Genomic DNA, 19,767 nt, shown 5'->3' on the forward strand with positions numbered 1-19,767 from the left:
TCCTTATGTAAAAAGATGTATGATGACACTTGCATTGTCTGACTTTATACTATAGGATAGAAGCAGCACTGTCAAGAACTGACCTGGAGGTAAGTGCATGGAAAAGAAGAACCGGACGCAGCAGACCGCTGAGAGTCTGTATAATCATATCGTGGTGGAGGGGCGCAGAAAGCCCGGGGAGAAGCTGCCCAACGAAGTGGAGCTCGCCGCCGGGCTGGGCGTGAGCCGCGCCACGCTGCGGGAGGCCATCCGTACCCTGTGTACCCGGGGGGTGCTGGAGGTGCGCCGGGGCAAAGGGACCTATGTGTCCCAGCGGGTGGGTGAGATCGACGATTTCGGTTTTTCCGGAGTGGACTATGCCAGGGGGCAGCTGCGGGACCTGTTTGAGCTGCGCTCTATTTTTGAGCCCAGGGCCGCCCGGCTGGCCTGCCGCCGGGCCACAGAGGGGGAACTGGCGGAGATCCTGCGGCGGGGCGCGGATGTGGAGCGCTGCATCCGCTTGGGCGAGGACCGTACCCAGGCCGACCGGGCCTTTCACGCGGCCATCGTCCGGGCCGCCCACAACGAGTTCATGGTGCGCCTGCTGCCCATGATCGACCAGGCCGTGTCCGCCGCCATCGTCTCCGGCGGACACGGGGCGCAGCTGGCGGAGGACACCCTGCGGGATCATGCGCTGCTGCTGGAGTTTTTGCAGAAACGGGACGCGGCGGGGGCGGAGCACGCCATGGCCATCCACATGCATCACTCCATCGACGTGATGGGGCTGGGGGAGGAAACGCAGCCGTAAAACCGCCGCAGGCCCCTGGGGGCGCTGGATTCTACCGCTGGTCGGTTGACAGGAGCGGGCGCCGCCGCCTAAAATGGGCCCAAAGGAGGGTACGGAATGTACGAGATTGACAAGGCACGATTCGGCGCCTTTGTGGCCGGGCTGCGGCGGGAGGGCGGAATGACGCAGAAAGAGCTGGCGCAGCGCCTGTTTGTTTCTGATAAGGCGGTAAGCAAATGGGAGCGGGGCCTGAGCATGCCGGATGTGGCGCTGCTCGCCCCGCTGAGCGAGCTTTTGGGCGTGACGGTGACCGAACTTCTGCGGGGACAGCGCACCCAGGAGCGGGAGACGCTGGAGGCCGGGGAGGTGGAGCGGCTGGTAAGCTCCGCCGTGCGGCTCTCCGCCGGAGAACAGCGCGTTCGTGCCCGGCGGCGGAAGGGGTGGCGGCTGGCCTGGGTGCTGTGCGCCCTGGCGGCGGCGGGGGAGGTGGCGCTGCTGCTGGCCATGGGCTTCTCCTGGGAAGAGATGGGGAGCACGGTGCTGCTGGTAGTCATGCTGTGCGTGCTCTTCGGAGCATGGCTGTGCTTTTTGGCGCGGGAGAGCCTGCCCCGGTATTATGATGAGAACAAGATCAGCTTTTATGGGGACGGGGTCTTTCGTATGAACCTGCCGGGGGTCCATTTCAACAACAGCAACTGGCCCCATGTGCTCAACGCCATGCGGGTGTGGCTGCTGGGAACGGAGGTGGCTTTCCCGCCCCTGTGGTGGGCGGTCCATACGCTTTGGCCGGGGCACGCGCTCATCGCGGAGCTGCCGCTCACCCTCTTTGCCTGCCTGGGCTTTTGCCTGCCCGCCTATTTTGCCGGAAAGAAATACGAATAGGCGGCAGGCGGCGTTTGGCACAGGGGTGGCGGGAAATGCTGCAGAGCAAAGGAAATCCGTGGGGGATCGACACAGGCCATTACGCAGGAAAGCGGCCGTCCCGGATGGGGCGGCCGCTTTATGCAGCGTGGTTTAGTTGGAGGCGCTGTCCAGATCCTTGTCGCCGCCCCAGATCATGTTCTTGCGCAGCTCGGCGCCCACGATCTCCATCGGATGCTTGGCCAGGTTGGCGCGCTTGGAATTGAAGAAGGTGCGGCCATTCTTGTTCTCGGCGATCCACTTGCCGGCGAACGTGCCGTCCTGAATGTCCGCGAGGACCGCCTTCATGTTCTTCTTGGTCTCCTCATAGGGCAGAACCCGGGGACCGGAGACGTACTCGCCGTACTCGGCGGTGTCGGAAATGGAGTAGTTCATGGCCGCCACGCCGCCCTTGTTGATCAGGTCGATGATGAGCTTCATCTCGTGGATGCACTCAAAGTAGGCGTTCTCCGGCTCGTAACCGGCCTCCACCAGGGTCTCGAAGCCGCACTTCATCAGGTCCACCACGCCGCCGCACAGCACGGCCTGCTCGCCGAACAGGTCGGTCTCCGTCTCGTCGTGGAAGGTGGTCTCCATCACGCCGGCGCGGGCGCCGCCGATGCCGGCAATGTAAGCCAGGGCGATCTTATAGGCGTTGCCGGTGGCGTTCTGCTCCACCGCCACCAGGCAGGGCACGCCCTTGCCCGCCACATACTGGGAACGAACGGTGTGGCCGGGGCCCTTGGGGGCCGCCATGAACACGTCCACACCGGCGGGCGGGACGATCTGCTGATAGCGGATATTAAAACCGTGCGCAAACGCCAACGCCTTGCCTTCGGTCATGTAGGGAGCGATGTCCTTCCTGTAGACGTCCGCCTGGACCTCGTCGTTGATGAGGATCATAACGATGTCGCCCCATTTGGCGGCCTCGGGAACGGTCTTGACCGCCAGGCCGGCCTTCTCCGCTTCGCTCCAGCGCTTGGAGCCCTCCCGCAGACCCACGCACACGTCGCAGCCGGAATCCTTCAGGTTGAGGGCATGGGCGTGACCCTGGGAGCCATAGCCGATGATGGCGATCTTTTTGCCGTTGAGATAGCTGAGCTCACAGTCCTTTTCATAGTACATCTTTGCCATGATGATACACTCCTTAATAGAAATAGGATACTTGTGGTTCATAATAACACGGAGAAGGGAAAAAGAATGATAACTGTGATACAATCTTACAGGAAATTCTTTCCCAAATTAAATTCCGCCTGCTCCTTGTTCTCGTCGCTGATCGTATAGGCGCCCCGCTCCAGCGCCACCATGCCGGTGCGCACCAGTTCGAGGATACCGAAGGCCTCCAGCAGGCGCTGCATGGCCTCGGCCTTGGTCTCGTCGCCGATGAGGGCCAGCGTGAGGGACTTGAGGGATACATCGATGATGGAGGCGCGGAAGATGTTGGCGATCTGAATGATCTCATTGCGAATGTCCGGGGTCTCGGCCCGGACCTTGAACATGACCAGTTCCCGGCGGATGGACCGCTCCGGCAGCAGCTCCTGCACGGAGTAGACGGGAAACTGCTTGCGCAGCTGATTCATGATCTGCTCGATCATGGCGTTGTCGGCCAGCACTTCAATGGTGATGCGGGAGATCGCCGGATCGTCGGTGGTGCCCACGGCCAGGGATTCGATGTTGTAGCCCTTCCGGGAGAAGAGCCGGGAGACCTGAGAGAGCACGCCTGCGGCGTTCTCCACCAGTACGGAGAGGGTGTGGCGCTTGACTGCGTTGGCGTCGTTCATATCGTCGCCCCCTTAATCCAGAATAAAGTCGGTGACCGGCGTGCCGGCGGAGACCATGGGGTGGACCATGGCGTCCTTGTCGATGGCGCACTCGATCACATAAGAGGTTCCGCAGGCGACCGCCCGGCGGAAGGCAGCCTCAAACTGGGCCTGGTCGGCGGCGCGTTCCCCGGGAATACCGTAGGCCTCGGCCAGCTTGATGAAATCGGGGCCCCGATCCAGATCGGTCTGGGAGAAACGCTTTTTGTAAATGAGGTTCTGCCACTGGCGGACCATGCCCAAGGTGCGGTTATTGAAGATAACGGTGATCACCGGGATGCCGTAGTGCTCTTCGGTGCACAGCTCGTGGCAGTTCATGCGGAAGCAGCCGTCGCCGGTGCAGTGGACCACTACCTTGCCGGGGTTGCCCACGGCGGCGCCCATAGCGGCGCCCAGGCCGAAGCCCATGGTGCCGAACCCGCCGGAGGTGATGAACTGCCCGGGACGGGAGAAGTGGTAGTACTGGGCGCACCACATCTGATGCTGGCCCACGTCGGTGACGATGATGGCGTCCCCGTCCGTCACGTCCTGAACGGTCTCCAGGATCTCGTGGGGGTGAAGAATGTCGTCCCGCTTGAGGGGGACTTCCGAATGGGAGAAGACCCATTCCTTCCAGGTGGGGTATGCGTGCTGGGGCAGGCGCTCATTGAGCAGCTCCAGCACCCGCCGGGCGTCCCCGATAATATGGTGATCGGTGCGTACATTCTTGTCGATCTCCGCCCGGTCGATGTCGATGTGGACGATCTTGGCCCCCCTGGCAAATGTGGCCGGATCGGTGGCCACGCGGTCGGAGAACCGGCAGCCGATGGCGATGAGCAGATCGCACTGGTCCACGGCGTAATTGGAGGCGTGGGAGCCGTGCATGCCGATCATGCCGGTAAACAGCGGATGGCTGCCCGGCAGCGCGCCGCCGCCCATGATGGTGGAGGCCACCGGGGCGCCCAGCCGTTCCACAAATCTGCGGAACTCCGGCACCGCGCCCTTGGAGCGGATGACGCCGCCGCCCACCAGCACCAGAGGCATCCGGGCGGTCTCGATCAGGTCCAGCAGGGTCTGGATATCGCCCGCGTCCGGTTCCGGCGTCTTCAGGTCGTGGCTGGCCCGGCGGAGCATAGCCCCCAGCCGGCCCTGGGAAGCGTGCTGCTCCAGAGGCAGGGGGGTGTAATCCGCCTCGGCGGCGGTGACATTTTTGGCAATGTCGATGAGCACCGGACCGGGGCGGCCGGAGCGGGCGATGGCAAAGGCCTCCCGCATCACGTCCGCCAGGGCCTCCGGGTCCCGCACCAGGTAGTTGCACTTGGTGATGGGCATGGAAATGCCGGTGATGTCCACCTCCTGAAAGGAGTCCTTGCCGATCAGATTCTCGCTGACGTTGCAGGTGATGAACACCACGGGGGAAGAGTCGTAATAGGCGGTGGCGATGCCGGTGGTCAGATTGGTGGCCCCGGGCCCGGAGGTGGAGAAGCATACCCCCACCTTGCCGGTGGAACGGGCGTAGCCGTCGGCGGCATGGGAGGCCCCCTGCTCATGGGCGGTCAGAATATGGCGGATCTTGTTTTTATAACCGTGCAGCTCAAACTCGTCGTACACATTCAGGATGGTACCGCCGGGGTAGCCGAATACCGTATCGACCCCCTGCTCCAGCAGGCACTCCATCAGGATCTGGGCGGTTTTCATTCTCATAGGTGCTCAGGACCTCCTTTGGCCGGAATTCGGAAAAACACAAAGCGGCTTCGTCCCATAGGACGAAGCCGCTACTCCGTGGTACCACCTAAATTCGCAGGAAATCCCCGCGCACTCGTTGCCCCGATAACGGAGGGGACCCGTGCCGGTTTACTGCCGGGCCCGTGTTCCAAACAGGCGCCAGGTTCAGCCGGCCCGCTCCCGGGCGACCTTCCGGACGGCCTCACGGAAGCTTACACCAGCCGCTCCCTCTCTGCGCTTGCGCGCCGCCCGTACTGACCCGATCATGGCTCTTTGCCAAATATTATTTGTTATGATATCGCCCCGGCGGAAATTTGTCAATCCAAACCTGCCGGTTTTCAAAGGTTCTGCGTTTTGAACAAGGAGGCTGGCGCTCAATGGCAAGGAATTTGCTGTGAGCGCCGGAAGTTAGTGTGAGCTAACAACGAAATCGGGAGAAATGTAGATAATATAGTGGAAAAATACCTTAAACTGAACGGTTTTGCTGGACATTTTGCGTGCGCTGCGTTATGATAACTCTGTTTGAAATACCGGTCAAACGGCTCTAAAATACGGCCCGTGTGTGGGCCCTGATTTGCGAGGTGGACCTATGAAGCAAAGCTTTTATGGAGGCGTGCACCCCAATGACCGGAAAGAGGCGACACGCCACAAGGCAGTGACGCCCCTGGGTGCCGCGCCCCAGCAGGTCGTCATCGCCATGTCGATGCACATCGGCGCGCCCTGCAAGAGCGTGGTGGCCAAGGGCGACCACGTGACGGTAGGACAGAAGATCGGCGAGATCGCCGGTCTGGGCGCCCCCATCCATGCGTCTGTGTCCGGGACGGTGACGGCGGTAGAGCCCCGGCCTTATCCCGGCGGGAACAAGGTCATGTCCGTGGTCATCGAGAACGATTTCCAGGATACCTTCGGCTCCGACCTGACGCCCCATCCCGACTACTCCAAGCTGACGGCGGATGAGATCGTGGAGATCATCAAGGAAGCGGGCGTTACCGGTATGGGCGGCGCCGGGTTCCCCACCCATGTGAAGATCAGTTCCGGCATCGGCAAGGTGGACACCCTCATCCTTAACGGCGCCGAGTGCGAACCCTACATCACCGCAGACCACCGGCTGATGCTGGAGCAGGGGGAGCGGGTCATCGGCGGCGCGCGCATTCTGATGCAGGCCTTCGGGCTGCAGAGCGCCACCATCGGCGTGGAGGCCAATAAGCCCGACGCCATTGAGCATCTCCAGGCCCTGGTGGGGGCCCGCGCCGACGTGCATGTGGAGTCCCTGCGCACCCGGTATCCCCAGGGCGCTGAGAAGCAGCTCATCCAGCGCCTCACCGGCCGCGAGGTGCCCCCCGGCGGCCTGCCCGCCCATGTAGGCTGCGCGGTGTTCAACGTCGGCACCGCCGCCGCGGTGTACGACGCCGTGGTGGAAGGCAAGCCCGTCACCCACCGCATCGTCACCGTCACCGGCGACGCCGTCAAGGAGCCCTGCAACCTGCTGGTGCCGCTGGGCACCTCCTTCCAGCATCTGATCGACGAGGCCAAGGGCTTTGCCGAGGAGCCCGACCGGGTGCTCACCGGCGGCCCCATGATGGGCATTGCCCAGCATACGCTGGAGGTCGGCATCATCAAGGGCACCAACGCGGTGCTCTGCCTGACCCGGAAGGAAGCCGCCCCCATTGAGACCGAGGAGGTCTGCCTGCGCTGCGCCCGCTGCGTCAACGTCTGCCCCATGCACCTGACCCCCGTGTACATGCATCTGTACGCCGGAAAGGGGATGTGGAAGGAGGCCGAGGCCCTCAACGTCATGGACTGCATCGAGTGCGGCTCCTGCAACTACATCTGCCCCGGCCGGCTCCACCTGGTCCAGTCCTTCCGGATGACCAAGATGGAACTGCGCCAGCTGGCGGCTAAGGAAAAAGCGGCAAAGGAGGCGGCCAAAGCATGAACGAGGAGAAAAAGCTGAGGCTCAAGGTGGCGTCTTCGCCCCACGTGGCCTCCCCCATCAATACCATGTCCCTCATGCGGGACGTACTGATCGCCCTGGTGCCCGCGCTGTGCGCGGCGGTGTTCTTCTTTGGCCCCCGGGCCCTGATCGCCACAGCCGTTTCCGTGGCGGCCTGCGAGCTGTTCGAGTGGGGCTACCGGAAGCTGATGAAAAAGTCCCTGGCCAACCAGGATCTGTCCGCCGCCGTCACCGGCGTGCTGCTGGCCTTTGTCTGCCCCGTGACCCTGCCCTACTGGGTACTCATCATCGGCGATTTCTTCGCCATCGTGGTGGTCAAGCAGCTCTTCGGCGGCCTGGGCAAGAACTTCATGAACCCCGCGCTGGGCGGGCGCGCCTTTTTGATGCTGTGCTACCCCGTGGCCATGACCACCTGGGCCAAGGCGGGGACCGCCAACTGGGCCCCTCTGGGGATGAGCGTGGGCCAGGATTACATCGACGCCTTTACCGGCGCCACCCCGCTGGGCGCCGACTTTATGCATAACGCCGCGCACCGGCTGCCGGACGCCAGCCTGCTGGACGCCTTTGTGGGCAATGTGGGCGGCTGCATCGGCGAAGTCTCCGCTCTGCTGCTCATCATCGGCGGCGTCTACCTGATCGTCCGCGGCGTCATTCGGGCGCGCATCCCGGTGGCCTTTATCGCCACCGTGGCGGTGCTCACCTTCCTCTTCCCCCAGGGCGGAAACGACCGGCTGACCTGGATGCTTTACCAGCTGTGCTCCGGCGGACTGATGCTGGGCGCGTTCTTCATGGCCACCGATTACGTGACCAGCCCCGTCACCAAGAAGGGCGAGATCATCTTCGGCGTCGGCTGCGGCCTTTTGACGGTGTTCATCCGCTATTTCGGCGGCTATCCCGAGGGCGTGTCCTATGCCATCCTCATCATGAACTGCTGCGTGTGGCTGCTGGATAAGGTGGGCAAGCCCAACCGCTACGGCGTCACCAAGGAAATGCGCGAGGCGCAGAAGGCCGCGAAAAAGGCCGGGAAGGAGGGCTAAGCCATGAGTGAAACTGCTGTGAAGAAAGAACCCGGCATGGCCACTCTGGTCCTGGTGCTCTTCGCCATCAGTGCGATCGTGGCCCTGCTGCTGGGTGTGACCAATATGATCACCAAGCCCTACATCGACGCAAACGACGAGAAGACCAAGCAGGCCGCCATGGCCGAGGTGCTCCCCGCCGATGGATATGAAGAGGTGGAATATACCGGCGGCGACGGCACCGTGGACGCGGTGTACCGCGCCGGCGACGCGGGCTGGGTGGTACAGGTCACCCCGGCCACCTCGTTCAGCGGCACCCTCTCCGTGATGGTGGGCGTGGACATGGAAGGCAAGTGCACCGGGGTGTCCATCGTGGCCACCGGCGAGACCTCCGGCCTGGGCTCCAACGCCAGCAAGCCGGCCTTTAAGGATCAGTTCATCGGCAAGTCCGGCACGCTGGCCGTCTCCAAGGACGGCGGCGAGATCGACGCCATCACCGGCGCCACCATCACCTCCCGCGGCGTGACTGAGAGCGTCAACAGCGCCCTGGCCGCCGCCGCGAGCATGGGCTGAGGAGGTAAGTGAACATGAATGTGAAAAAGCAATTGATGGATGGCCTCATCCATCAGAACCCCGTCACCGTCCAGCTGCTGGGCATGTGCTCGGTTCTGGCCATCACCACCAGCCTCTTTAACGGCATCGGGATGGGCCTTTCCGTACTGGTCATCCTGACCTGCGCCAACGTGGTCATCTCGCTGCTGCGCAAGGTCATCCCCAGCAAGATCCGCATCGCCTGCTACATCGTGGTCATCGCGGGCTTCGTTACCATCGTGGACCTGGCCCTGAAGGCCTTCCTGCCCGCCCTGTCCTCCAGTCTGGGCCTGTTTATCCCCCTGATCGTGGTCAACTGCATCATCCTGGGCCGCGCCGAGGCCTTCGCCTCGAAAAACGGCGTGGGCGCCTCCGCGCTGGACGGCATTTTCCAGGGGCTGGGCTACACCGTGATTCTGATCATCATGTGCGTGGTCCGCGAATTTTTGGGCAACGGCACCTTCGGCGGCGGGATCCTCAACGGCGGCGAGGGCATCCGCATCCTGCCCGAGGGCATGCCCGCGCTGGGCATGATCCTGCCGGTGGGCGGCTTCCTCACCCTGGCCTGTGTCATTGCCGCCATGCAGTATTTCCTCAGCCGCCCCAAGAAGGACGACAAAAAGAATGAGGAGGTGGCCAAGTAATGGATCTGACCAAACTGTTCTCAGTCGCCCTGGGCGCCATCCTGGTCAATAACTTCATCGTAGCGCAGTTCCTGGGCATCTGCCCCTTCATGGGCGTGTCCAAGAAGGTGGAGACCGCCACCGGCATGGGTATGGCCGTTATTTTTGTCATGGGCTTGGCCAGCGCCATCTGCTGGCCCATCAACGAGTTCATCCTGGAAAAGTTCAACCTGGGCTTTATGCAGACCGTGACCTTCATCCTGGTCATCGCCGCCCTGGTGCAGTTCATCGAGATGTTCCTGCAAAAGTCCATGCCCTCCCTCTATGAGGCTCTGGGCGTGTATCTGCCCCTGATCACCACCAACTGCGCCGTGCTGGGCGTGGTGCTGCAGAATACCCAGAACAGCTATGATTTCATCACCAGCGTGGTGTACGGCGTCACCGGCGGCATCGGCTTCCTGGTGGTCATCGTGCTCTTCGCCAGCATCCGGGAGCGCATGGAGTTCTCCGAGTGGCCCAAGGCCTTCGAGGGCTTCCCCATCGCCCTGGTGGCCGCAGGCCTGATCGCCCTGTCCTTCATGGGCTTCTCCGGCCTGAAGGTCTTCGGTTAAGGGGGGCGGGAGAATATGCAGACTGTTATTATCGCCATCGTTGTCCTGGCCGCTCTGGGCGCGATCTTTGGCCTGGTCCTGGCCTTTGCAGCCAAGGCCTTCGCCGTGGAGAAGGACCCCCGTGAGGAGGCCATCGCGGAAGTGCTGCCCGGCGCCAACTGCGGCGGGTGCGGCTTCCCCGGCTGCGGCGGCTACGCCGCCGCCGTGGCGGCCGGCAAGGCCCCCGTCAATGCCTGCGCAGCGGGCGGCGCGGCGGTGGCCGCCAAGATCGGCGAGATCATGGGCGTGGCCGCGGGCGACTCGGTAAAGAAGCTGGCCCAGGTCCACTGCACCGGCTGCGGACAGAACTACAAGAAGTACGAATATGTGGGCCTGCACGACTGTGTGGCCGCCTCTTTGCTGCCCGGCGGCGGCGAATTGGGCTGCGCCTACGGCTGCTTGGGCCTGGGGTCCTGCGAAAAGGCCTGTCCCTTTGACGCCATCCATGTGGTGGAGGGCGTCGCCCAGGTGGACGAGGACAAGTGCAAGTCCTGCGGCAAGTGCGTGGACGTTTGCCCCAAGCACATCATCGCCCTGGTGCCTTACAAGACCCGCCGCCACGTGGCGATCCGCTGCTCATCCCACGACAAGGGGCCCGATGTGCGCAAGAACTGCGACAACGGCTGTATCGGCTGCACGCTGTGCGCCAAGTCCTGCCCCAAGGAAGCCATCAGCATGATCGACAATTTGGCGGTCATTGACTATGACAAGTGCATCGGCTGCGGCATCTGCGCCCAGAAGTGCCCCCGCAAGCTGATTACCGTGGACGGCAAGGTGCCCGAGCCCAAGCCCGCGGCTCCCAAGCCGGCCGCCCCTAAGGCAGAGGCGAAAACCGAGCAGGTCCCTAAGGCGGAGACGGCGCCCGCCGCCGCTTCCAAGGAGAACTAAAACAGGAAAACGCCCCGGCGGTCCATAGGAGCGCCGGGGCGTTTTCCATTGGGGATGCGTGCGTCAGCGGTCAGTGATGCTGGCAGCAGCTGCCGTTATTCCCAAGCTCGAAGGATGCGCATTCGGTAGAGGCACAGTTGGTCACGCTGGGGTCACAGCAGCCCACCTTGATCTCATTCAGGGAGCAGTAATTCTTGTCGTTGCAGTGATAGGCGCAGCTGGACACCGAGCACTTGATACTGGGATTGGCATTCTTGTTCATGATTTCAATTCCTCCTTTTAAGGGTACGGACTTAGTATGTACCTGGAGGGGAGGAATATGCCTTGCTTATTTTTCCTTGGTGGATGGTTCCTCCGGCGGCAGCACTTGAGGAATAAAGCGCCGGGCAAATTTACCCTGGCCGCGGTTCTTGACGTAAAAGTAGCCGATGATGGAGAAGACGACCGCGCCGATAAAGTTGACGAACAGGTCCTTCATCGTGTCCAGCAGGCCGATGTCCAGATAGCCGCCCAGGCCCAGGGAATGCTGCGTGCCGTCGGCGGTGACCACGATTACGTCGGTGATATTCTGGATAGCGGTCGGCGTGTTGCCCCCGGAGGGATCCAGCATGACCGAACCAATGGAGTGTACGACCGTGTCCTTCTGCATGTCCAGCAGGAAGAGCTGGTCCATGGTACACTCGAAAAATTCCCAAAGCACGCCGATGGTCATGGAGAAGCAGAAGGCCACCAGAGCCAGGTAGAGGGGAGAGAGCTGGAAGGCAAGGCTTCCTCTGCGGTTGAGGATGTCCAGCAGCGAAAAGCCGATGGCGGCGCACAGGAAGCCGTTGAGGGTGTGGAGCATGGTGTCCCAATAAGGGAAGTGGACATAATACGCCTGGATCTCCCCCAGAATTTCAGCGGCGAAGATGAACAGGAGGATAATGATCTCCAGGGTATCGGGCACGTCGATATGGATGGTGCGCTCGATAAAACTGGGGATGGTGAACAAGATCAGCGTCAGGATACAAAGAAAAACATTCTCAAAGTTGCGGTTGAAGATCTGGGCGATCAGCACCAGCACGACCAGCACCCGCAGGATAACATAGGTCGCGGCCAGGCGCGGGTTTTCCTTTACCTGTTCCCGCAGGGTCTTGCGGTAACGACCGGACTTGCGATCGGCCTTTTTCATGGCTCGCCTCCCGCAGTGGGTCCGCCGCACAGAGGGAGCTGACCGGCGGACAGCGCATGGTATGTTTGGGCGGATTCGGTCAATTTGGCGGCCTCGTCGGGGCGCAGCGGCCGGATCGCCTTGGCCGGAGCACCCATGACCAGGCTCCCGGATGGAATCACCGTGTTCTGTGTGACCAGCGCCCCGGCGGCCACCAGGCTGCCCGCTCCGATGACGCAGCCGTTGAGCAGGATGGCGCCCATGCCGATGAGACAGCCGTCTTCCACCGTGCAGCCGTGCAGGATCGCGGCATGGCCTACGGTCACGTCCCGGCCGACCGTAACCGGGAAAGCGGGGTCGCCGTGCAGGATCGCGGCGTCCTGGATGTTGGAGCCCCTGCCGACGCGGATCGTACATTCGTCGCCCCGCAGCACGGCGTTGTACCAGACGCTGGCCCGGTCCTCCAACGTCACGCTGCCCACAAGGGCGGCGCTGTCCGCCGCCCGGGCGGTGGGATGCAGGACGGGGGTGTGTCCCTGGAAATTCTGGATCATAGCGGACGGTTCCTTTCCGGTTGGATACGACAAGTCTAGGGCATTACCGCATCATTCAACGCGTGCGGATCGGCGCGAAAATTTGTGCCGCAAAAAGGCGCGAAACCGCAGGAATACTTTTTGTATTGCAAGGTTTTGCAACGCATTTGTGGGGCAAATTGGCCGCCAAGACGTGCGTGGGGAATTGTCCGGTGATACCCTAATTCTTATTATATCGGATGAACGGCTCCATGGCAAGTCAAATCCGAGGGGCGTGCGCATAGGATAGCCTGGAGGTGAGTGATATGGATCTGAAAAACAACAAGATCACGGTAGGAGAACTTCTGGACAGCCCGGCGGCCCGGGCGGTGTTCCAGCGGCGCTTTCCCATGGTGATGAAGCATCCGCTGCTGGGCGCCGCCCGTACGGTGACGCTGGAGCAGGTGATCTCCTTCGCCCAGGCCTACGTACCGCAAAGGACCATCCAGGAGACCCTGAACGAACTGCGCCGTGCATAAGGAAAGGCCGATCCGGCCTATGCCCAACACCGGCGGCCGGGGGCCTTCTTAACGCTGCGGTCTGGGAAATGACGCTTCTTGAAAACGTTTCGCAGCCGGTTTGCAAGAAGCCTCCCCAAGGCCTTTGCGCGGCTTTTGGGAGGAACGCGTTTTGCCGGGTGATCGCCGCGCAACAGCCCCGGAGGACTCCCTCCGGGGCTGTTGTGCGGCGCAGAGCCGCCGCAAGCGGGACATGCCGAACGGACCCGTCTTTACCGGTGCGGGAAAGGGTTATGCCGCATGGCGTTTGGCCCGGAGATACCAGCGCAGCGCCCCCGTGTCCCGCGCCCGCCGCAGCACATAAAAAGTAAGGACGCCGTCCAGAAGGGTGAACAGCAGCGCCGGAACGAAGAGCCAAGGGGGCAGCAGAGCGGTCAGCCGCTCTACCACGGGATGGACCACCCGCAGCAGCGCCAGAGCCAAAAACCCCCAAAACAGGGCAAAGAGCAGGCAGACCCGCCCGCCCAGGTTCAGCGGCAGATGGGAGTAGTCCCAGAAAGACACCCGGGCAAACGTTTCATAGAAAAGGCCGGTCCCATATTCCACCGCCGTGCAGACCAGTGCGGAACAGGGAAAGAGCAGAAGCGGGTTTTGCCGTACCGGCTCCGGCAGCAGCAGGATAGCGATGGCCCCCAGACCGTATACCGGACACAGGGGGAGAAAATAGCGGCATTTCCGGTCCCGTTTGGGGTTGCGGGTGAGGCGGGCAAAGGCCACCTCCGTCAGAAAGCCCAGAAAACTATAGATCACAAAATACCAGAACCACAGGATCACGGCGGAGCCTCCGTCCATACGATAGTTGGGTCCACTGGAGATAGCATGGACGGGGCGAAAAAAATCATACGGTGCATTTTTTAGCAAAAAAGGCAGTCCTGGGGAGGGGCGCCAAGGCGGGACGCCGAAAGAGGCGGAAAATCGTCAAATCCCCTATTGCCTGTCCGGGGTGGCATGTGATAAGATAGAAAAAATTCAAAAGGGGACTTGGATCGAAATGCGGCATCTGATCGATTTTGGAGACCTGACGCGGGCGGAGTGGGAAGCGCTGTACCAGCGGTGCAGTGCGATTATGGACCACCCCGCCGATTTTATGGACGCCTGCCGGGGGCGGGTCATGGCCAGCCTGTTTTATGAGCCCTCCACCCGCACCAACTTCTCCTTCCAGGCCGCCATACTCCGGGTGGGCGGCACGGTGTTCGGCTTTGCCGACCCGCGCTCCACCTCCACCGCAAAGGGGGAGACCCTGAAAGACACCATCAAGATGGTCTCCGGCTATGCCGACGTGGTGGTCATGCGCAATCCGAAAGAGGGCGCCGCCAAAGCGGCCTCCCTGTACTCCAACGTACCGGTCATCAACGCCGGGGACGGCGGGCATATGCACCCCACCCAGACCACCGCCGACCTGACCACCATCACCCGCCTTCGGGGGAGCGTGGACGGCCTGTCGGTGGGGCTGTGCGGCGATCTCAAGAACGGGCGCACGGTGCACTCCCTCATCAAGGCCCTGGCCAAGTTTGAGGGCGTGAAGTTTTACCTCATCGCCCCCCGCGAGCTGGCGGTGCCCGAGTATATCCGCGCGTTTATGAAGGAGCGTGGCCTCTGGTTTGTGGAAGTCACCGGATTGGAGACCGTCATTCCCCAGCTGGATGTGCTCTATATGACCCGCATTCAGCGGGAGCGCTTTGTGGACCCGCTGGAATACGAGCGCAACAGGGGGATTTATGTGCTCACCCGCCGCAAGCTGGAGCGGGCCCGGCAGAACCTGCTGGTCATGCATCCGCTGCCCCGGGTGGACGAGATCGCCATCGACGTGGACGACGATCCCAGGGCGGTCTATTTCGAGCAGGCCCGCTACGGCATGTTCGCGCGGATGGCGCTGCTCACAGACCTGGCCAATCAGGAGCGTATGGACCCAGGCGCGGTGGAGATCGGGAAGGGGCCGGTCTGTTCCAACCCCAACTGCATCACCCAGACCGAGCACTACCTTCCGCCCCTGGTCAAACAGAACGGCGGTGTGGACTGCTGCGCCTTCTGCGACGCACAGCTGCGGTAAATCCTTCAAAATCAGGGAAAAGGGCGTTGACAAACCGGCTCGGATGTGCTATTATTCTTTGGCTGACATTCTCTGAGTATCGGCGCCCGTGCGGGTGTAGTTCAATGGTAGAATCCCAGCCTTCCAAGCTGGTCGCGTGGGTTCGATTCCCATCACCCGCTCCATATGCGCCTGTAGCTCAGGTGGATAGAGCAACTGCCTTCTAAGCAGTGGGTCAGGGGTTCGAGTCCCTTCAGGCGTGCCAAAAATGAGGAAATCGGTGTTTTGACCAGGAAACATGCCGCTGGTATGTTTCCTGATCGCCCAAACTCCTGGCGTGGCAAATCCATGGTGGATGTAGTTCAGTTGGTAGAGCATCGGATTGTGGTTCCGAGTGTCGCGGGTTCGAGTCCCGTCATCCACCCCATACAAACTCAAGGCGGAAGGGCCGGAGCGTCCGCTCCGGCCCTTTGCTTTGGAACCTGCTATGTTGGGGTGTAGCCAAGTGGTAAGGCACGGGACTTTGACTCCCGCATTCGCAGGTTCGAGCCCTGCCATCCCAGCCATGTGACTCGTTAGCTCAGTCGGCAGAGCAACTGCCTTTTAAGCAGTGGGTCCGGGGTTCGAATCCCCGACGGGTCACCAAAACAAAAGGACATCCTTACGGATGTCCTTTTGTTTTGGGTCCCGCCGCCCAGAGGCGGCTCCACCCTTCGGTATTTGATAGGCTCGGCGGAAGTGGATTCCGCCTGCGCCAAGGTTTTGCCTGCGGCAAAACGCTTGCGCCGCGCCACCCGGCGCGGCCGCCAGAAGGCGGCTCCGCCCCTGGTATTGACAGGTGAAACGGTTCGGGCAAAGTGAATTCGCCCTGCGCCAAGGCTTTTGCCCTGCGGCCAAGGCGCCGCCGCTGTGGGGCGGCTTGTTAGCTCCTCAATGCCCCGGCACTTAAAGCGTTGGGCTTCGGGGAGCGCGCCGCCTGCGCCCCGATGGTATCTTTATTGACGGTGGAAGTACACTTCGCCGCAGCCATTCCCCGCTTTACTCCGAATGGGCGCGGCGCTTCTGATACCTGAAGTGACCAGCAACGTCAAGGCCACCCCTGAGAGGGGTGGCCTTGACGTTGCTGCCGCTTCCGCGGGTCGCCCTGCTTGGACGCCGGTTCAAACTGGGGCTTGACCGGGCCGGAAAAAACTGCTGTAATAATACTATATGCGGCGGGCTGGACATGCCTGCTGCGAAGGAAGGGATCCGTATGCCAAGAGGAAGAAAGATCAACCCGGCCGCCCTTTATTTCCCGGCTGTGATCCAGGAGAAGCTGAGCTATCTGAAGGACTACCCGCTGACCATTGCCCACGCGCCGGCAGGGTTTGGGAAGACCACTGCGCTGAATCATTTTTTGGAGCAGAACTTGTCTCAGACTACGCCGGTGCTGCGGCATACCTTTCTGGTGCGGCAGGCGGCGGCCTCGTGGAACAGCATCTGCAGGCTGATCGCCCGGGTGGACCAGGGCTGCGCGGAAGAGCTTTCCGCCATCGGCATCCCGAACAGCGATACCGCCGCCGATACGGCGGAGGTGTTGGAAAACCTGGAGTGTCCGCGGGAGACCTATCTGGTGCTGGACAGCTTCGAACTCTCCGGACTGCCGGAGCCGGAGCGGTTTTTGTGGCTGTTGTCCAAGCACGGTGGCGAGAAGCTGCACATCGTGGCCGTAACGCGGGAGCTGGCGGTGAGCCCCATGCTCTCCAATCACCGCATCTACCGTATGAACGCGGAGGATTTTATGTTCCGCGCGGAGGATACGGCGGCCTATTTCCATCAGGCGGGGCTGGACGTGATGCCGGGACAGACTCTGGCCGCGCATCAGGCGGCGGGAGGCTGGGTGCTGGCCCTGCACATGCAGGTCATGGCCTACGTGAAAAACGGCAGCTTTTCCACCGCAGGGGCGACCCAGCTGATCCATCAGGTGGTGTGGGACGGGCTTTTGGAAGCGGAGCGGCAGCTCTTTCTCTCCGTGTCCATTCTTCCGCGCTTTACCCTTGCACAGGCCGCGGAGCTCTCCGGGATGGATGGGGCGCTGACCGAGGCGCTGCTGGAGCGTCAGTCGGCCTTCGTCCACTTTGACGAGGAGACCCACTCTTTCTATCTGCACACCGTCTTTGCCGCATTTCTTCGGGAACAGTTCCAGCTTTTGCCGGAGGAGCGGCAGAAGGCCATCTATCTGGCCGGAGGCGATCTGGCCAGCCGCTCGGGAGACCGGCCCAATACCCTGCGCTTCTACTATTACTCCGGAGACTGGGAACGGCTGCTGGCCATGCCTTTGACCAGCTACGAGCTGGCGGACGTGATCGACGAGTCCACCCGGCCCATGATCCTGGACGTGATGGAGCATACGCCCTACGCGCTCAAGGCAAAATATCCGGCGTCCATGGTGCCGCTGGCCTTCACCCTGTTTTTCCTGCATGAGAACGCGCAGCTGATTGCCATGCAGGGGGAGATCGCCCAGATCATCCGGGAGAGCGACCTGCCCCAGCAGCGAAAAAATGAGCTCCAGGGGGAAATGGAGCTGCTGCTCTCTTTTTTGGAGTACAACCGCATCGGCGACATGAGCCGGCGGCATCGCCGGGCGCTGGAGCTGCTGGACGGGCCCGCCGCGCTGATCAACCGGAAAAGCACCTGGACCTTCGGCTCTCCCTCCATTTTTTATATGTACTGGCGGGAGAGCGGCAAGCTGGCGGAGGAGCTGGCGCAGATGGATGAATGTATGCCCATCTACTACGAATTGACCCGGGGCCACGGCGTTGGCGCGGAGCATGTGATGCACGCCGAGGCCCGGTTCCTCCGGGGGGAGGACGGGGAGGCGGAGATCCTGTGCCACCGGGCGCTTTTTACCGCGGAAACCCGCCATCAAAACAGTGTTTATCTGTGCGCGCGGTTCCTGCTGGCCCAGATCGCTCTGCTGCGGGGGGACCGTGCCATATTCCGGGATGCGGTGGGAGCCATTCAGGACCGATCCCGGCTCAATACCGAGGACCTGTGCCGCTATACCCAGGATTTGTGCCTGGGGTGGCTGAACGCGCTGCTGGGCAATGACAAGGCCGTGGCGCCCTGGCTGTGGGAGGGGGACATCACGGAGCAGCGCCTGGTGGTGATGACACAGCCCTTCGCCTATATCATCTATGGGCGATGCCTGCTGCTGCGGCGGGATTGGCGCAGGTTGCTGGGGGCCTGCCAGCACATGCAGGCCCTTTCCTCCATCTTCCCCAACCTCTTCGGTCAGCTCTACGCCAAGCTCTATATGGCCCAGGCGCTTTGCGCCCTGGGCCAGCGGAGCGAGGCCGTATCCGCCCTGCACGAGGCGCTGGACATGGCCTTGCCGGATCAGGTGTACCTGCCCTTTGCGGAGAACTATGCCGGCATCCGGGATCTGCTTTCCGCCCTGGTCCTGCCGGAGCGCCGGGCGGAGCTGGAGCGTATCGCAGCGCTGGCGGAACGGCTGGACGGTTCGCTCGCCCGGCTCCGGGCGGAAAAGCCGGCCCTTACGCCCCGGGAGCGGGAGATCTACGAGTTGATCAAAAGCGGCACCACCAGCCATAAGGCCATCGCCGCCGCGCTGTACATTTCGGTCCCCACGGTCAAAAACCTGCTCAGCCGGATCTATGAGAAAACGGGGGTTTCATCCAAAACGCAGCTTGTGCTGCTGGAACTTTAAATGTGACTGATTTCCGGCGATAATAGCCAAACGGACTACATACATCCGCCCAAAGGCACTCTACAATGGTACTTGTAGAGTGCCTTTTTGTATGCAGAAACGGAGAAAGGAGGACGGCCTATGGCCGAATACAGGGAAGTGAGGATCCCTACCATCCTGCGGGTAATGCCGCTGGAGGGATACCGGCTGCGCTTGGAGCTGGGCAGCGGCAGTATCCTGGAGCTGGACATGGCGGGGCGCTTGGGTACGATCCGCTTTTGCCCCCTGGCGGAGCCGGAGGTCTTCCGGTCCGTGACCACCGACGGGCAGAAGCTGCGGTTCGGCAAGGCGCTGGAGATCACGGCGTCAGAGGTCATGGACCTGGCGATGATCCCGCCGCCCCGCTATACCGGGGGAAGTGAGGCGGATGGGTGAATACCGCTACAGCGGCCGGATCCAGGCGCTGGTGGAAGACCTTTGCGTGGAGGAGATCCTGTGCATGCGCCTGAAAAGCCGCGCCGGCGTATATCCCACCGTCACCTTCTGGGACGTACAGTATACCCAGCTCTACCCCCGGCACGCGGGGTTGAAGATCCTGTCCGTATGGGAAGCGCCGCCGGAGGCGCTCTCCGGCCCGGTCTTGTCCGGCTGTTTGGAACGCTGCCGCCGGGAGAGCGGGCAGACGGTCTGGGAGGGCCTGATCCAAACCGGCGCCCGGCTCTACCTGCACCGGATGAGCGACGGGAAAACGCGGCTGGTGGCGGCGGGCGGCCTGGAGGTGCGCCGGGAGCAGCCGCGGGAATTCCGCTATTGGGAAAACGGCTACACCTATCGGGACGCTTATCTTTACTATAACGTGGCGTCTGTGGATTAGACGCAGTTTCGACCCCTGGGAAAG

20 protein-coding genes, 5 tRNA genes and 1 other annotated feature are annotated in these 19,767 nt (G+C 62.1%); of the genes, 18 read left to right on the forward strand and 7 right to left on the reverse strand.

From position 1 onward, the window contains the following. Nucleotides 1–97 precede the first annotated feature (97 nt). Nucleotides 98–787, forward strand: a complete 690-nt coding sequence (locus NE547_RS12470) for a FadR/GntR family transcriptional regulator (RefSeq protein ID WP_186907759.1) — start codon at nucleotides 98–100, stop codon at nucleotides 785–787. 96 nt (nucleotides 788–883) lie between these two features. Beyond that, complete coding sequence (locus NE547_RS18425) at nucleotides 884–1,648, forward strand: helix-turn-helix domain-containing protein (protein ID WP_305148517.1); 765 nt, start codon at nucleotides 884–886, stop codon at nucleotides 1,646–1,648. Nucleotides 1,649–1,780: 132 nt separating this feature from the next. Here the strand turns inward: NE547_RS18425 and ilvC are convergent, their stop codons facing one another. The 3 genes from ilvC to ilvB form a co-directional block, all read right to left on the reverse strand. Next, nucleotides 1,781–2,800, reverse strand: a complete 1,020-nt coding sequence (gene ilvC / locus NE547_RS12485; RefSeq protein WP_186907757.1) for a ketol-acid reductoisomerase — start codon at nucleotides 2,798–2,800, stop codon at nucleotides 1,781–1,783. 86 nt (nucleotides 2,801–2,886) lie between these two features. Continuing rightward, nucleotides 2,887–3,447, reverse strand: a complete 561-nt coding sequence (gene ilvN, locus NE547_RS12490; protein WP_186907756.1) for an acetolactate synthase small subunit — start codon at nucleotides 3,445–3,447, stop codon at nucleotides 2,887–2,889. A gap of 12 nt (nucleotides 3,448–3,459) precedes the next feature. Next, nucleotides 3,460–5,169 (reverse strand): biosynthetic-type acetolactate synthase large subunit, encoded by a 1,710-nt coding sequence (gene ilvB, locus NE547_RS12495; protein ID WP_256176078.1) that lies wholly within the window; start codon nucleotides 5,167–5,169, stop codon nucleotides 3,460–3,462. Between the two features lie 55 nt (nucleotides 5,170–5,224). Next, nucleotides 5,225–5,466 (reverse strand) — a binding site (T-box leader). Between the two features lie 313 nt (nucleotides 5,467–5,779). On the opposite strand from ilvB, the gene rsxC reads away from it, so the two are divergent. Genes rsxC through rnfB form a run of 6 tightly spaced genes read left to right on the forward strand, consistent with a single transcriptional unit; the run spans nucleotide 5,780 to nucleotide 10,912 of the window. Further along, nucleotides 5,780–7,126, forward strand: a complete 1,347-nt coding sequence (gene rsxC, locus NE547_RS12500; protein WP_186907754.1) for an electron transport complex subunit RsxC — start codon at nucleotides 5,780–5,782, stop codon at nucleotides 7,124–7,126. Further along, nucleotides 7,123–8,181, forward strand: a complete 1,059-nt coding sequence (locus tag NE547_RS12505) for an RnfABCDGE type electron transport complex subunit D (RefSeq protein ID WP_256176079.1) — start codon at nucleotides 7,123–7,125, stop codon at nucleotides 8,179–8,181. Before rsxC ends, NE547_RS12505 begins: the two co-directional genes overlap by 4 nt. Nucleotides 8,182–8,184: 3 nt before the next feature. After that, nucleotides 8,185–8,733: an FMN-binding protein gene (locus NE547_RS12510; protein ID WP_256176080.1), complete on the forward strand. Its 549-nt coding sequence runs from the start codon at nucleotides 8,185–8,187 to the stop codon at nucleotides 8,731–8,733. 14 nt (nucleotides 8,734–8,747) lie between these two features. After that, on the forward strand, nucleotides 8,748–9,395 hold the full coding sequence (gene rsxE, locus NE547_RS12515) for an electron transport complex subunit RsxE (RefSeq protein ID WP_256176081.1): 648 nt from the start codon (nucleotides 8,748–8,750) through the stop codon (nucleotides 9,393–9,395). Beyond that, on the forward strand, nucleotides 9,395–9,985 hold the full coding sequence (rsxA, locus tag NE547_RS12520; protein WP_256176082.1) for an electron transport complex subunit RsxA: 591 nt from the start codon (nucleotides 9,395–9,397) through the stop codon (nucleotides 9,983–9,985). Before rsxE ends, rsxA begins: the two co-directional genes overlap by 1 nt. 15 nt (nucleotides 9,986–10,000) lie before the next feature. Beyond that, the gene (gene rnfB, locus NE547_RS12525; protein WP_256176083.1) at nucleotides 10,001–10,912 is read left to right on the forward strand and encodes an RnfABCDGE type electron transport complex subunit B; all 912 of its coding nucleotides are present in this window, start codon (nucleotides 10,001–10,003) and stop codon (nucleotides 10,910–10,912) included. A 70-nt stretch (nucleotides 10,913–10,982) separates the two neighbouring features. On the opposite strand, the gene NE547_RS12530 is transcribed toward rnfB, so the two are convergent. The 3 genes from NE547_RS12530 to NE547_RS12540 form a co-directional block, all read right to left on the reverse strand. Beyond that, nucleotides 10,983–11,174 (reverse strand): DUF1540 domain-containing protein, encoded by a 192-nt coding sequence (locus tag NE547_RS12530; protein ID WP_186907748.1) that lies wholly within the window; start codon nucleotides 11,172–11,174, stop codon nucleotides 10,983–10,985. A 66-nt stretch (nucleotides 11,175–11,240) separates the two neighbouring features. Continuing rightward, the gene (locus NE547_RS12535) at nucleotides 11,241–12,083 is read right to left on the reverse strand and encodes a hypothetical protein (RefSeq protein ID WP_256176084.1); all 843 of its coding nucleotides are present in this window, start codon (nucleotides 12,081–12,083) and stop codon (nucleotides 11,241–11,243) included. Then, on the reverse strand, nucleotides 12,080–12,616 hold the full coding sequence (locus NE547_RS12540) for a gamma carbonic anhydrase family protein (RefSeq protein WP_256176085.1): 537 nt from the start codon (nucleotides 12,614–12,616) through the stop codon (nucleotides 12,080–12,082). Before NE547_RS12540 ends, NE547_RS12535 begins: the two co-directional genes overlap by 4 nt. 284 nt (nucleotides 12,617–12,900) lie before the next feature. On the opposite strand from NE547_RS12540, the gene NE547_RS12545 reads away from it, so the two are divergent. Then, nucleotides 12,901–13,113: a hypothetical protein gene (locus NE547_RS12545; RefSeq protein WP_186907745.1), complete on the forward strand. Its 213-nt coding sequence runs from the start codon at nucleotides 12,901–12,903 to the stop codon at nucleotides 13,111–13,113. A gap of 270 nt (nucleotides 13,114–13,383) precedes the next feature. On the opposite strand, the gene NE547_RS12550 is transcribed toward NE547_RS12545, so the two are convergent. Next, nucleotides 13,384–13,926 (reverse strand): putative ABC transporter permease, encoded by a 543-nt coding sequence (locus NE547_RS12550; protein ID WP_256176086.1) that lies wholly within the window; start codon nucleotides 13,924–13,926, stop codon nucleotides 13,384–13,386. A gap of 217 nt (nucleotides 13,927–14,143) precedes the next feature. On the opposite strand from NE547_RS12550, the gene pyrB reads away from it, so the two are divergent. The 9 genes from pyrB (at nucleotide 14,144) to NE547_RS12595 (ending at nucleotide 19,743) form a co-directional block, all read left to right on the forward strand. Further along, nucleotides 14,144–15,202 (forward strand): aspartate carbamoyltransferase, encoded by a 1,059-nt coding sequence (pyrB, locus tag NE547_RS12555; protein ID WP_256176087.1) that lies wholly within the window; start codon nucleotides 14,144–14,146, stop codon nucleotides 15,200–15,202. A gap of 90 nt (nucleotides 15,203–15,292) precedes the next feature. Continuing rightward, a tRNA-Gly gene (locus NE547_RS12560) sits at nucleotides 15,293–15,366 on the forward strand. A 3-nt stretch (nucleotides 15,367–15,369) separates the two neighbouring features. Beyond that, nucleotides 15,370–15,446: transfer RNA gene (locus NE547_RS12565), tRNA-Arg, on the forward strand. A gap of 86 nt (nucleotides 15,447–15,532) precedes the next feature. After that, nucleotides 15,533–15,608 (forward strand) — tRNA-His (locus tag NE547_RS12570). 64 nt (nucleotides 15,609–15,672) lie between these two features. Further along, nucleotides 15,673–15,747: transfer RNA gene (locus NE547_RS12575), tRNA-Gln, on the forward strand. A 3-nt stretch (nucleotides 15,748–15,750) separates the two neighbouring features. Continuing rightward, nucleotides 15,751–15,826: transfer RNA gene (locus NE547_RS12580), tRNA-Lys, on the forward strand. 607 nt (nucleotides 15,827–16,433) lie between these two features. Continuing rightward, nucleotides 16,434–18,890, forward strand: coding sequence for a LuxR C-terminal-related transcriptional regulator (locus NE547_RS12585; RefSeq protein ID WP_256176088.1), 2,457 nt, complete (start codon nucleotides 16,434–16,436; stop codon nucleotides 18,888–18,890). Between the two features lie 120 nt (nucleotides 18,891–19,010). After that, complete coding sequence (locus NE547_RS12590) at nucleotides 19,011–19,304, forward strand: hypothetical protein (RefSeq protein ID WP_186907739.1); 294 nt, start codon at nucleotides 19,011–19,013, stop codon at nucleotides 19,302–19,304. Then, nucleotides 19,297–19,743: a hypothetical protein gene (locus NE547_RS12595; protein WP_186907738.1), complete on the forward strand. Its 447-nt coding sequence runs from the start codon at nucleotides 19,297–19,299 to the stop codon at nucleotides 19,741–19,743. Before NE547_RS12590 ends, NE547_RS12595 begins: the two co-directional genes overlap by 8 nt. Nucleotides 19,744–19,767 lie beyond the last annotated feature (24 nt).

Source organism: Flavonifractor sp. DFI.6.63, assembly GCF_024462255.1.
Classification (GTDB): domain Bacteria; phylum Bacillota; class Clostridia; order Oscillospirales; family Oscillospiraceae; genus Lawsonibacter_A; species Lawsonibacter_A hominis.